We start from the raw sequence: 13,124 nt of genomic DNA, 5'->3' as shown, positions 1-13,124 counted from the left end.
CACCAAGATCCAAAATGAAACCGCAATGCTTAAAGATCCACCAACCCTTCTGTTATCCACACAGATAAAGAGTAACTAGCGATAAAACGAATAATTTTCTAAAAAACAGCCTCCGGAAACCCCTGTTTATTCATACATATTCGCTTGATGTGTTTATTTTTTTGAGTATGCTGTGGATAAAATCAGGTTAGGATCTTCTCTCTTTGAGATAACGCCTCGATAAGATCCTTCTTTGCGCTTTTTTTGCTACACTCTTTCTTTTTCCCCTTAAAGAACCATGAAACCAGAACCTCAAAGTGAACAAGAATTACTCGAAAGGGCTCAACAAATAGCCGGGTTAACTTTTGCCGAGTTAGCTCAACAGGCCAATATGCCTGTTCCGATTGATTTAAAAAAAGACAAAGGGTGGGTTGGGCAGTTATTAGAGTGGCATTTAGGCGCAACGGCGGGTAGTAAACCTCAGCAAGATTTTGCCAAGCTAGGGATTGAATTAAAAAGTATTCCTATCGGCTACACAGGTAAACCCTTAGAAACAACCTTTGTCTGTGTTGCACCTTTAACAGGCATCCAAGGATTGACTTGGGAAAATAGCCATGTTCGACATAAGTTATCTCGCGTCTTATGGATTCCTGTGCAAGGAGAAAGGGAGATCCCCCTATCGGAACGGCGAGTAGGTTCTCCATTAATTTGGAGCCCCTCAGAAGAAGAGGAAGCACAGTTAAAAGCCGATTGGGAAGAATTAATGGAATTGATCGTATTAGGTCAAGTGTCACAGATCACCGCCAAGCATGGGGAAGTGCTACAAATTCGACCTAAAGCAGCGAATGGGCGAGTCAAAACGGAAGCGTATGGCACAAATGGTCGCCCAATTAGAACGCTACCAAGAGGGTTTTATTTACGAACACAGTTTACCGCAAGATTACTCGAGCAATATTACGCACTGCCAAGTTGAATCGATTGCCCATCATAGAAGAGCCAATCGGTTACTTAACTGAGCCCCTCAACAGACAATAACGCTCAATTTTATTTTTATTATTGAGCCAGGTTCGCTTATAGTGAAACTTCCTATCGAAAAGCATTGACGTTGTACAAAAGCTATAAGCTTGTTTTTCTACATCAACAAGGAAGTACTATGCAATATACCAAACTGCCGCATTCCACCTTAGAAATCAGTAAAATCGGCTTAGGCACCATGACATTCGGTGAACAAAACAGCCAAGCCGATGCTTTTCAACAATTAGATTATGCACTGGAACGTGGAGTCAACTTTATTGATACCGCAGAAATGTACCCAGTGCCCCCTACTGCCAAAACGCAAGGAAAAACCGAAGAATATATTGGTAACTGGATAGAAAAATCAGGGAAACGAGAAAAAATAGTGTTAGCCACTAAAGTAGCTGGCCCTCGTAATGTGGATTATATTCGCGGAAAAATGGCACTGGATCATCGAAACATTCATCAAGCGATCGATGATAGTTTACGCCGTTTAAAAACCGATTATGTCGATCTATACCAATTGCATTGGCCACAACGCAAAACCAATACCTTTGGCCAATTGAACTACCCCAACCCAGAAACGCAAGAAGAAGTGACGCTACTTGAAACGTTAGAGGCTCTGAATGATCTCGTTCGCATGGGGAAAGTTCGCTACATTGGTGTTTCAAATGAAACCCCTTGGGGGCTAATGACCTACCTACGTTTAGCTGAAAAACATGAACTGCCTCGAATGGTTTCCATTCAAAACCCTTATAACTTACTTAACCGTAGCTTTGAAGTCGGCCTTTCTGAAATCAGTCATTTTGAAGGCGTTAAATTACTCGCTTACTCCCCCATGGCGTTTGGAGTATTAAGCGGAAAATATCTCAATGGCGCTCGGCCACAAGGAGCACGCTGCTCATTATTTGAACGCTTTCAACGCTACTTTACTGAGCAAGGCATTAAAGCGACTCAAGCTTATGTCAATCTCGCTCAAGAGTTTGGTTTAGATCCCGCGCAAATGGCTTTAGCTTTTGTTAACCAAAAACCGTTTGTTGGCAGCAACATTATTGGCGCGACCCAGTTGTCTCAACTAAAAAATAATATTGATAGTTTAGAGATAACATTGACAGAAGAACTGCTCAAAGAGATAGACAAGATAGCAACACAATACTCAAACCCTTGTCCATAACCCTTCAAAGCAGAGCGAACCGCCCATGATTCGCTCTGTTCTCTTTTTTCGTTAGAAAATAAAATCTGTCATTAAATTATGCTTATTCAACAAGCGGTAAATGGTGGCCCGTGAAATCCCCAGCTCTTTGGCTGCATTAGAGACTTGCCCATCATGTGACTCTAATACTTGTACGAGAGCCTCTCGTTCTGAACGCTCCCGAATACTTTTCAACGTACGCTTATTTTCAATACGTTTAGGTAAGTCTAGATGGCATTCATCTAACATGACCGTGTCAGACATGAGCACAACCCGCTTAATTTGGTTCATCAGTTCTCGGACATTTCCAGGCCAATGATAACGGGCCAACAAGAGTAAAGCCTCTTCAGAGAAGCTACGGGCTTGAGCATTGTACTCTTTCGCGTACTCCTTTAAAAAATGGTTCGCTAATAAAGCAATATCCCCGCCTCTATCTTTCAAACTAGGTACCTGAATTCTCAACACATTAATATAGTGGTAAAGCTCTTCATTAAAGTCACCATCAATCAATGCTTTTTCAATATCCATTGAATGTGCAGCCAATATTCGCACATCAATCGGCTGAGAACCTTGCGGGGTATTTATTTTTCCTTCTTGTAAAAAACGCAGCAAATTCCATTGCTGGCTCTTAGGTAAAGCCAAAATGTCATTAAGCAATAATGTACCACCATGAGCTTGCTGAAGTAGGGAAGGCGTTGAACCTGAACTATCGATTCCAAATAGCTCCTGCTCCAATCTTTTTTCCGCCATCGCTCGGCAATTGATGGTAATGAAAGGATTTTGTGAACGAGAAGAGGTTTTATGAATGGCTTTCGCTACCGTCTCTTTTCCTGCGCCGCTTTCCCCTGAAATCAAAATACTCACATCAGTAGGAGCAATACGCTTAATTTGATCACGCAGCCGCTTCATCGCCATCGATTCGCCCAATAACCCCATGTCGGTGTGATTTCCGTAATCAGGCCAAACCTTTTTCTCTAACTGAAGCATCCCGAGTTGATGACCAATCGTACTGAGTAGCTGAGTATCTGGAATGGGGGCGGTAAAAAAGTCGATACAGAAATTCACAATAAACTGGCAAATGGTATCTGAACGAAGCTGTGGTTCTCGAATAAAAGCCAACCAGCGAACCTGCTTATGACTACTCACTAAATTAGCTACGCCATTTAAGCTAAATTCATCATGGCTAAGATCAACAATACCAATACAGGGTCCTACCTCAGAAAACATTTGATCTGCTTTGCGCAAATCAGCACACTGTGTACATTTCCATCCAGCTTGCTCTAAAACAGATAGCCACGGCTCGTAGGTGCCTCCAACGACAATTAGCGAACCGGGAACACAACCCATGCGAAATTGAGTACCCATTAACTGGTTTCCTTATTAGTTTTTTATTTTTTATTATGCGCTACATTGGCGCAAAATTTATCGTCGCTACCTTAGCGATACTCTAAGATAGAATCTGCCTCACTTATAAGACTACACGATAAATCCCTATTAATTGGACCAGTAAATGACAGAATTTTGATCTTAACGGGATCACTTCCCTTGAAAACCCAAATTCAAAGAACATCATTCTTTATTAAGATGAAAAGCATAGGAACAAGAAACAAAAAACCGCCCAAAGGCGGCTTTTCTTACACTAAGAACAATTACTGCTGAGGTCTCATCGCTGGGAATAAGATCACATCTCGTATTGTATGTGTGTTGGTTAATAGCATCACTAAACGGTCGATCCCGATACCTTGACCAGCGGTTGGCGGTAAGCCGTGCTCTAGCGCAGTGATATAGTCTGCATCATAGAACATCGCTTCATCATCTCCCGACTCTTTCGCTTCAACTTGTGCTTTAAAACGGGCATCTTGGTCTTCCGCATCATTGAGCTCAGAGAAGCCATTCGCCACTTCACGGCCGCCAATAAAGAACTCAAAGCGATCAGTAAAGAATGGGTTATCATCACTACGACGGGCGAGTGGTGAAATATCCGCTGGGTAACCAGTAATGAACGTCGGTTGCATCAACTTAGGTTCAGCGGTTTCACCAAAGATCTCTTCAAGAAGCTGGCCACAAGTCCAGAACTCTTCCACTTCAACGTGAACCGATTTGGCAATGGACACCATGAGATCACGATTTTGTATATCATCTTCTGTGAGCGCTTGGATTTGTGCGTGATCGGGGTTGTAGTGTTTGATCGCTTCAAACATGCTCATGCGCGCATATTTACCGCCAAATTCTACCGTTTCATCGCCATAAGGCATGGACGTTGAGCCCAAGACTTCCAGTGCGATAGTGCTTAGGAGTTCTTCGGTAAAATCCATTAAGTCTTTGTAATCTGCATACGCCATATAGAATTCCATCATGGTGAATTCTGGGTTATGGCGAGGCGACAAACCTTCGTTACGGAAATTACGGTTGATTTCAAACACGCGATCAAACCCACCCACCACAAGACGTTTGAGGTAAAGCTCAGGCGCGATACGCAAGTACATGGGCATATCGAGCGCATTGTGATGAGTGATGAATGGACGTGCACTTGCCCCCCCCGGAATCACATGCATCATAGGGGTTTCAACTTCCATGAACTGTTTAGAGATCATGAAGTTACGAATGGCAGACATGACTTTCGAACGGATCACAAACGCATTACGTGACTCTTCGTTGACGATCAAATCCACATAACGCTGACGGTAACGCATCTCTTGGTCAGTCAAACCATGGAATTTTTCAGGTAATGGACGCAGCGCTTTCGTCAGAAGTTCGAACTCTTCCATATTCACGTAAAGATCGCCTTTACCTGATTTATGCAATGCACCTTTGACACCGATGATGTCACCGATATCTAATCCTTGGTATTTTTCTTTGAGAACCTGTTGCACCTCTTTTGAGGCATAAGCTTGAATACGGCCAGACGTTTCTTGAATCACCAAGAATGGACCACGTTTAGCCATAACACGTCCCGCAATCGCTACCACATGGTTCAGGGTTTCTAACTCTTCTTTGCTCTTTTCACCGAACTTCTCTTGCAGATCACCCGCCAAGCTGTCACGACGGAAGTCATTGGGGTGACCATTCGCCTTACAGCCCTTACGGATGTGCTCTAACTTACTACGACGCTCTGCAATCAGTTTATTTTCTTCTTGCGCGATTTGTTGTTGATTCGCTTCGTTTTGAACAGCATCAGTCATTTTGCATGTACCCTGTTTTTGTCGGTAAAAAGCTTATAGGCCTGATTTCAGGCTAGCTTCAATAAATTTATCTAGATCACCATCTAGAACCGCTTGCGTATTGCGATTTTCAACGCCAGTACGTAAATCTTTGATTCGAGAATCATCTAATACATAAGAGCGAATTTGGCTTCCCCAGCCGATATCCGATTTGGCATCTTCATTGGCTTGCTTTTCGGCATTCTGCTTTTGCAGCTCAAGTTCGAATAACTTAGCGCGCAGCTGTTTCATTGCCTGATCTTTGTTTTTGTGTTGAGAACGGTCATTTTGACACTGCACCACTGTATTGGTTGGAATATGGGTAATACGAACCGCAGATTCCGTGGTGTTAACGTGCTGACCACCCGCACCTGACGCACGATAGACATCAATACGAAGATCGGCAGGATTAATATCAACCGCAATGTTCTCATCAATTTCTGGATAAACAAACGCAGAAGCAAATGAAGTATGGCGACGACCACCTGAATCGAAAGGAGATTTACGTACTAAGCGGTGAACACCGGTTTCTGTACGTAGCCAACCATACGCATAGTCTCCGATAATACGCACAGTCGCCGATTTAAGTCCAGCGACATCGCCTTCCGAAACCTCGATCACCTCAGTTTTAAAGCCTTTATCATCCGCCCAGCGCAAATACATGCGCAGCAACATCGATGTCCAGTCTTGTGCTTCAGTGCCACCAGACCCCGCTTGTAAGTCGATATAACAATCAGAGGAATCATGATCACCAGCAAACATACGGCGGAATTCTAATTGCTCAAGTTTACTTTCAAGATCGCTCAGTTCAGGCTCAATTTCATCAAACGTTTCTTGATCTTCAGCCTCAATGGCTAATTCAAGCAAACCTTCAACATCATCGACACCGTGTTCTAGTTGATCGATGGTTTCAACCACCGCTTGTAGCGATGAACGCTCTTTCCCCAAAGCTTGTGCTCGCTCTGGTTCGCTCCAGACATCCGGTTGTTCTAATTCAGCATTGACTTCTTCTAGACGCTCTTTCTTCGACTCATAGTCAAAGATACCCCCTCAGGATTGTTGTGCGTTGTAACACATCCTGAATACGGTTTTTTATAGGATTGATTTCAAACATGTTGATTTTTGGCTTTATGAATAGAATTTAACCGAAGAATTCTACTGAAAAATGTGACGAAGATACAGGGAAAAATGGGGAACTTGTCGCCTTATCGAACCTCACAGTTCATCATTCCTATCCTTTACCCGATAAAAAAGGCGGATGAAGTTCATCATCCGCCGATAACCAATTCAATGTTTATTATGCCGTTCTTTCATGAGGCGCTTCACTACGCACTCTGCCTGCCACAAAAAACATGCAGATTAAGGCGGCCAATGAAGGTAAAACCCAGCCCATGCCAACCTCAAATAAAGGCAACATATCAAACATAGACATATCAAAACCGAGTACCTTTGCGGCATCAATCAAGGCAAATAAGAAAGCCACCAGCGTTACCACACGAAAAGCCGCTTGAGGATTCGGCATTTTATGGCGAACAAAAGCCAGTACCACCAATGCAATAGCCACTGGATACAAGGCAACTAAAACAGGAATAGAAAGCGCAATTAATTGAGTTAAACCAATATTCGCAACCGTAGCACAAGCCACCCCATTGATGATCACCCAAACACGATATGGGATCGGGGTTAAAGAGCTGAAATAATCAGAACACGCAGAAATCAAGCCAATCGCCGTGGTTAAACAAGCCAACAAGACAATCGTCGACAAAACCATTTGCCCATAAGGGCCAAAGAGCGCTTGAACGTACTGGCTTAAAATAAATCCGCCATTATCCGCTCCTCCAGCAATCGCTGAACTGGTCGCACCAAGATAGAACAAAGAGATATAGACAGAAGCCAAGCCAAAAGCGGCGATAAAAGCAGAACTTATCAGGTATTTGGTCGTGGCCCGCTGGTCGGTGATCCCTTTAGCGCGTAAGGCATCCACGATTAACATGCCAAACATCAGTGCCGCCAAGGTGTCCATGGTGTTATATCCTTCCAGAAAACCTTTGGTAAATGGCTGTTTCGCATAAGGCCCTGTTGCCGCCATCCACTCCCCTTGGGGATCAAGAAAAACGCCAATGGCTAAGATAATCAATCCCACAAAGAGCGCTGGTGTTAGCATTTTACCAATCAGATCGATCAAACGGCCTTGTGACCAAGAGAAAAACATCGCTACCACAAAGAAAAGGATAGAGAAAATCGTTAAATGAAGTTGTGATGTCTCAGCAAATAGTGGGCTGACTGCCATTTCATAAGCCACTAGCCCTGTTCTCGGTGCAGCAAAAGCAGGACCAATAATGATAAAGATCAGCACCGCCATGAGCGTGGCTATTTTCGCTGGCAAGTCTTTCGTTAGATGATTCCAACTGCCTCCGGCAATCGCCACGGCAATAATAGCAACCAAAGGTAAACCCACCGCGGTTAAGAGAAAACCACTCATCGCAGAAAGCAGGTTCTCACCCGCTAATTGACCCGCCAATGGTGGAAAGATAATATTTCCAGCGCCCAGAAAGAACGCAAAAAGCATAAAGCCTAACGCGGCAATATCTGTTAATTTTAACGTCTGTTTCACAGATAACCCTTAAATTATTAATGTAATGAATGTTGTGTATGCATCGAGAGGGAAGTCAGGCTTCCTCTAACTATTCGGGGTCGAATAATGACGAACCTATTATCTTTTCGCAATAGCCAAGCAAAAAACACTACATTAATTTATCATTAATGTTAAAAAGCAGTTGATTACACTATTTGTTAAAAATAATACAGAATCATATTTCAACAAAAAACCATTACAACTCAGTAACAGTCAGAACAAAACACCAAACAAGATCGCAACAATAGACAAAATCACCCAGCAACTAACATATGACGACATTTTCATAAAAAAGCAAATGAATGAAAAATAAGCAATTCAAATTTAAACAATTTTCGATTGATAGCAAAGCGTGTGGAATGCCAGTCAGTACTGATGGCGTACTACTGGGGGCTTGGGCATTTACCCATCTGCCAAAACGAATCCTAGATATTGGCAGTGGCACAGGATTACTTTCTCTTATGTGTGCACAACGCTTTGCTCAAGCACACATTTTCGCCATCGATGTTGAACCACAGGCTTTTAGCGCGACCACTTACAATGTGGCACATTCACCTTGGCAGGAACGCATTGAGGTTCAGCAACAAGATATTCTTACCCATTCATATCCTTCCCGTTTTGACGCTATCATCTGTAACCCGCCTTACTTCACCAGTGGAGAGATGGCTCAGTCTTATCAACGTGCACTCGCTAGGCATACTCAGACATTAACGCACTCGAACTTAATTCAACGCTTAGACGATCTCTTAACCCATAATGGGCGAGCTTGCTTTATTTTGCCCATCCAAGAAGGAGAGGTATTCATTCAGTTAGCCCAACAACACGGTTGGCATCTACAACGATTATGTAAAGTCTGCCCTTCCCCTTCAAAGCCAGCCCATCGGTTACTGTTTGAACTGGGCAAAGAAATGAACGAAGTTGAACAGAGTCAGCTGACTATTCATGCTCAAAATGGGTATAGTGAAGACTTTATTGCCCTTACTCGGGATTTTTATCTTAAGATGAAGTAATTAAAGATGTGATCTGAGTAAGGATCCAACTATAATGTGCGCCCTTTATTTTAGACTATTCAGCCCCCAGCCTTGCGGAGTAACCTCACTGTGACTAAAACCTTTGCTGACTTAGAACTGGATGACAATCTTCTTGAAGCCATTGAAGAAATGGGCTTTCAACGCCCGACTCAAGTTCAAGAGGAAGCGATTCCCCATGCACTGGACGGTAGAGATATTCTTGCCTCTGCACCAACAGGTACAGGCAAAACCGCAGCCTTTGTCATTCCTGCTCTACAATATTTACAAGATTTTCCTCGTAAAAAAGGGGGGCCAGCACGAGTCTTAATTCTCACCCCGACTCGTGAGTTAGCCATGCAGATCACCGAACAAGCACGTGAACTGGCCAAGCATACTCATCTGAATATTTTTACCATTACCGGTGGTGTGCAATACCAAGAGCATGCTGAGATCCTTGCGACCACTCAAGATATCGTGGTAGCGACCCCTGGCCGTTTGTTGGAATACATAGAAGCGGAACGGTTCGATTGCCGAGCGATAGAATGGTTGGTACTCGATGAAGCGGATCGTATGTTAGATATGGGTTTTGGCCCAGTGGTTGATCGCCTTGCCTCAGAGTGTCGCTGGCGCAAACAGACCTTACTTTTCTCGGCCACATTAGAAGGTCGTGGCGTGGAAGGATTTACGGCCGATCTCCTAACGAACCCAGCAGAAGTGAATGCAGCCCCCCCTCGCCGTGAACGGAAAAAAATCGCTCAGTGGTATCACCGTGCCGATGATATGGCGCATAAGCTTGAACTGCTTAAAGTGATCCTCACTCAGCAATCTGAACGTGCTATCGTTTTCTTAAAAACTCGTGAACGTTTAGCGGAGCTGCGTACTGAACTAGAGCGAGCACAAATTGCTTGTGCTTGGATTCAAGGTGAAATGCCACAAGATCGCCGTAATAATGCGATTACTCGTTTTCGTGAAGGCGATGTCAATGTACTGCTAGCCACCGATGTAGCAGCACGGGGTATTGATGTTCCTGATATTAGCCATGTGATTAACTTTGACCTGCCACGCAGTGCTGATGTCTATTTACACCGCATTGGCAGAACGGCTCGAGCGGGTAAAAAAGGCAATGCCATCTCTTTGGTCGAAGCACACGATCAACCCATGATGGATCGCGTCGCTCGTTACGTCAAAGAAGAGATCAAAGAACGCTTTATTGAAGGGTTACGTCCTAAACACAAAAAACCAACCTTCAAGAAAAAGAAAAAAGATGAGAAAAAGAAAGTCGTCGTGAAGAAGAAAGCGAAAAAGAAGAAGTGAGCCTACACCGTCGATAGCAAAAAGCCGATGAGACATTCATCGGCTTTTTATTGCTTGCAATACGTTTTCCTAAAGAGGTATTGCTGAGTATCGATATTCTAGTGTCATGCTGGAAAGCAAAGATTAATGTTCTCGAGTCGCTCGGAAAACGATCTCCGGTGCACGTTCTTGCGCTAGATTCAAGTTAACCATTGTTGGTGCAATATACGCGAGGTTATCCCCCCCATCTAAAGCTAAGTTGCTTTGGTTCTTGCGTTTAAACTCTTCCAGCTTCTTCGCATCGTCACACTCAACCCAACGAGCAGTTGCAACATTCACCCCTTCATAAATCGCTTCAACGTTATATTCCGATTTCAAACGAGCCACTACAACATCAAACTGCAACACACCAACCGCGCCTACAATCAAATCATTATTTTGCAGCGGACGGAAAACCTGTACCGCACCTTCTTCAGAAAGTTGTACCAAGCCTTTGAGCAGTTGTTTCTGCTTGAGTGGATCTTTTAAACGAATACGGCGGAACAACTCAGGGGCGAAATTAGGGATTCCCGAAAACTTCAAAGCCTCACCTTGAGTAAAGGTGTCACCAATTTGAATGGTTCCGTGGTTATGTAACCCAATAATATCTCCAGCATAAGCTTCTTCTGCACGTGAACGGTCCCCCGCCATAAAGGTGACCGCATCAGAAATACTGACTTGTTTGCCTAAGCGAACGTGATTCATCTTCATGCCTTGCTTATAGGTACCTGATACCACTCGCATAAAGGCAATACGGTCACGGTGTTTCGGATCCATATTGGCCTGAATTTTAAACACAAAGCCTGAGAATTTATCTTCTGTCGCTTCCACAACACGCTCATTGGCTTGGCGAGGTAGAGGAGAAGGCGCCCACTCGGTTAAACCATCGAGCATATGATCCACACCAAAGTTCCCCAATGCCGTACCAAAGAAAACCGGTGTTAAGTCACCACTTAAAAAGAGCTCGTGGTCAAACTCATTCGATGCACCAACGACCAATTCCAATTCATCACGCAATTGTTGAGCTAATTCTTTACCCACTTGGCTATCTAGCTCTGGGTTATTAAGCCCAGCAATAATACGTACTTCTTGAATAGTATGACCTTGACCAGTGCTATAGAGGATCGTTTCATCTCGGTGAATGTGATACACACCTTTAAACTCTTTACCACAGCCAATCGGCCAAGTCACTGGTGCACAGGCGATATTTAGCTCATTCTCAACCTCATCCAACAGTTCCATTGGATCACGAATATCGCGGTCAAGCTTGTTCATAAAGGTAATGATCGGCGTATCACGCAAGCGAGTCACTTCCATGAGTTTTCGTGTTCGATCCTCAACCCCTTTTGCCGCATCAATGACCATCAAACATGAGTCAACCGCCGTCAAAGTACGATAAGTATCTTCCGAGAAATCTTCGTGCCCTGGGGTATCGAGTAAGTTCACCAGAGCATCACGGTAAGGAAACTGCATTACCGAGGTGGTCACTGAGATTCCCCGCTCTTTTTCCATTTCCATCCAGTCTGATTTGGCATGTTGAGCAGAGCCACGACCTTTCACCGTTCCGGCTTTTTGAATCGCATTTCCAAACAACAACACTTTTTCGGTAATGGTGGTTTTACCCGCATCAGGGTGCGAGATAATGGCAAAAGTTCGACGCTTAGACACTTCGCCAATAAAAGGAGTATTAGACATGCAAGAAATCTTCTTTTTTGGGGTAGCTAGCATCGGGTTGCCGATACTAGTCTTTTGGTTCAAATTACCGGATATTCTCGCTGATCTTCACGATGGGAGCAACTAAACGCATCGAGTTTTAACGGTTGATTATCCAATAGAGAAATGAATGGGAGGAATCCATTAAGCAAAGAAAAAGTAACTCATGATAATGGCATCTTCTTTTCCTTGTGCCGTCGGGTAATAATTGAACCGCCGATCAATTTCATTAAAACCCAATTGCTGATACAGATGAAAGGCTCGCTGATTACTTTCTCTCACTTCTAGCCAAGCACTTTCAGCTTTCCCTTGCTCGCATTGCGCCAAAAAGTGTTGAGCTAGCTGTTTCCCGTACCCTTTCCCTTGTTCATTCGGCGAAATCGCAATATTAAGCAGGGTCACTTCTCCAACAATATGTTGCGCATAGTAATAGCCCACTAACCGTCCATTGACCATCATCACCTGATGGCAAGCGCCACGGCTGGTGACATCATCAATCATATTTTTCGACCAAGGATGTGAATGCGCATGTTGTTCAATCTGCCAAATCTCAGGCAAATGGGCAGAAGAAAGAGGTAAAAACTGGATAGTCATAGGATTATTGTGAACCGTAAGAGCAAATTTGCTGCCAGAGATCTCGACGATAGTGTGTATCGTTTTTGATCGCGCTTAATAACGGAGTCTGAAGTAAGTTCGCTTGAGCACGGATAGACACCTCACACCCTGCATACCAGATCCACGCCAAAGTAGAGAGATCCAACTGCGCGAGGTGTTCAGGCGCAACGTGGTTAGCTTGAGCTAAAGTCACATCAAAGGACTTTAGCACTTTCTCTAACCAGTGAATGTCTTGTGGTGAAGGAAAAACGGGCGTGACCAGCAATAGACGGCATTGTGGATCAAGCGATATAAATTGAGGTTGATAACCCGCTAATCGCTGCGGATGAATCAATTCCCAATTCTGGATACCCATTGCTTGTAAATACTGCTGCTGATCAATCATGATGTTCTACTTCACTCAACGTGTGGCGCATGCTAACAAATATCATCAA

11 protein-coding genes are annotated in these 13,124 nt (G+C 43.9%); 4 read left to right on the top strand and 7 right to left on the bottom strand.

Going from position 1 to position 13,124, the window contains the following annotated elements; all coding sequences use genetic code 11:
* The first annotated feature begins 277 nt into the window (after window positions 1–277).
* Complete coding sequence (gene mutH, locus B5D54_RS08510) at window positions 278–952, top strand: DNA mismatch repair endonuclease MutH (RefSeq protein ID WP_078926114.1); 675 nt, start codon at window positions 278–280, stop codon at window positions 950–952.
* Window positions 953–1,132: 180 nt separating this feature from the next.
* On the top strand, window positions 1,133–2,167 hold the full coding sequence (locus B5D54_RS08505) for an NADP(H)-dependent aldo-keto reductase (RefSeq protein ID WP_078926113.1): 1,035 nt from the start codon (window positions 1,133–1,135) through the stop codon (window positions 2,165–2,167).
* A 51-nt stretch (window positions 2,168–2,218) separates the two neighbouring features.
* On the opposite strand, the gene vpsR is transcribed toward B5D54_RS08505, so the two are convergent.
* From vpsR to brnQ, 4 genes are all read right to left on the bottom strand, one after another.
* A complete protein-coding gene (gene vpsR / locus B5D54_RS08500) occupies window positions 2,219–3,550 on the bottom strand; it encodes a cyclic-di-GMP-binding transcriptional regulator VpsR (RefSeq protein ID WP_078926112.1) in 1,332 nt (443 codons plus the stop codon).
* 284 nt (window positions 3,551–3,834) lie between these two features.
* Window positions 3,835–5,367: a lysine--tRNA ligase gene (gene lysS / locus B5D54_RS08495; RefSeq protein WP_078926111.1), complete on the bottom strand. Its 1,533-nt coding sequence runs from the start codon at window positions 5,365–5,367 to the stop codon at window positions 3,835–3,837.
* A 33-nt stretch (window positions 5,368–5,400) separates the two neighbouring features.
* Window positions 5,401–6,499, bottom strand: a protein-coding gene (gene prfB / locus B5D54_RS08490) for a peptide chain release factor 2 (RefSeq protein WP_115173962.1) whose coding sequence is annotated in 2 segments (ribosomal slippage) — window positions 5,401–6,423 and window positions 6,425–6,499 — 1,098 coding nt in all. Because the reading frame shifts where the segments join, the coding sequence is not laid out codon by codon here.
* Between the two features lie 183 nt (window positions 6,500–6,682).
* Window positions 6,683–7,999 carry a branched-chain amino acid transport system II carrier protein gene (gene brnQ, locus B5D54_RS08485; RefSeq protein ID WP_078926110.1) on the bottom strand — a complete coding sequence of 439 codons (1,317 nt, stop codon included), beginning with the start codon at window positions 7,997–7,999 and terminating at the stop codon, window positions 6,683–6,685.
* 323 nt (window positions 8,000–8,322) lie between these two features.
* On the opposite strand from brnQ, the gene B5D54_RS08480 reads away from it, so the two are divergent.
* Window positions 8,323–9,030: a tRNA1(Val) (adenine(37)-N6)-methyltransferase gene (locus tag B5D54_RS08480; RefSeq protein WP_078926109.1), complete on the top strand. Its 708-nt coding sequence runs from the start codon at window positions 8,323–8,325 to the stop codon at window positions 9,028–9,030.
* 90 nt (window positions 9,031–9,120) lie between these two features.
* The gene (srmB, locus tag B5D54_RS08475; RefSeq protein WP_078926108.1) at window positions 9,121–10,344 is read left to right on the top strand and encodes an ATP-dependent RNA helicase SrmB; all 1,224 of its coding nucleotides are present in this window, start codon (window positions 9,121–9,123) and stop codon (window positions 10,342–10,344) included.
* A gap of 123 nt (window positions 10,345–10,467) precedes the next feature.
* On the opposite strand, the gene prfC is transcribed toward srmB, so the two are convergent.
* From prfC to B5D54_RS08460, 3 genes are all read right to left on the bottom strand, one after another.
* Complete coding sequence (prfC, locus tag B5D54_RS08470) at window positions 10,468–12,057, bottom strand: peptide chain release factor 3 (protein WP_078926107.1); 1,590 nt, start codon at window positions 12,055–12,057, stop codon at window positions 10,468–10,470.
* Between the two features lie 162 nt (window positions 12,058–12,219).
* Complete coding sequence (gene rimI / locus B5D54_RS08465; RefSeq protein WP_078926106.1) at window positions 12,220–12,669, bottom strand: ribosomal protein S18-alanine N-acetyltransferase; 450 nt, start codon at window positions 12,667–12,669, stop codon at window positions 12,220–12,222.
* A gap of 4 nt (window positions 12,670–12,673) precedes the next feature.
* Entirely contained in the window at window positions 12,674–13,075 is a 402-nt protein-coding gene (locus tag B5D54_RS08460) for a DNA polymerase III subunit psi (RefSeq protein WP_078926105.1), read from the bottom strand.
* Window positions 13,076–13,124 lie beyond the last annotated feature (49 nt).

The organism is Vibrio cincinnatiensis DSM 19608, assembly GCF_900167345.1.
Classification (GTDB): Bacteria; Pseudomonadota; Gammaproteobacteria; order Enterobacterales; family Vibrionaceae; genus Vibrio; species Vibrio cincinnatiensis.
This window is presented reverse-complemented; position numbering and strand designations above follow the sequence as displayed.

What these genes read in the sequence shown, in the direction of transcription:
- prfC (WP_078926107.1), bottom strand. Translation starts at nt 12,057, where the DNA reads ATGTCTAATACTCCTTTTATTGGCGAAGTGTCTAAGCGTCGAACTTTT.
- B5D54_RS08480 (WP_078926109.1), top strand. Translation starts at nt 8,323, where the DNA reads ATGAAAAATAAGCAATTCAAATTTAAACAATTTTCGATTGATAGCAAA.
- B5D54_RS08505 (WP_078926113.1), top strand. Translation starts at nt 1,133, where the DNA reads ATGCAATATACCAAACTGCCGCATTCCACCTTAGAAATCAGTAAAATC.
- B5D54_RS08460 (WP_078926105.1), bottom strand. Translation starts at nt 13,075, where the DNA reads ATGATTGATCAGCAGCAGTATTTACAAGCAATGGGTATCCAGAATTGG.
- lysS (WP_078926111.1), bottom strand. Translation starts at nt 5,367, where the DNA reads ATGACTGATGCTGTTCAAAACGAAGCGAATCAACAACAAATCGCGCAA.
- mutH (WP_078926114.1), top strand. Translation starts at nt 278, where the DNA reads ATGAAACCAGAACCTCAAAGTGAACAAGAATTACTCGAAAGGGCTCAA.
- vpsR (WP_078926112.1), bottom strand. Translation starts at nt 3,550, where the DNA reads ATGGGTACTCAATTTCGCATGGGTTGTGTTCCCGGTTCGCTAATTGTC.
- rimI (WP_078926106.1), bottom strand. Translation starts at nt 12,669, where the DNA reads ATGACTATCCAGTTTTTACCTCTTTCTTCTGCCCATTTGCCTGAGATT.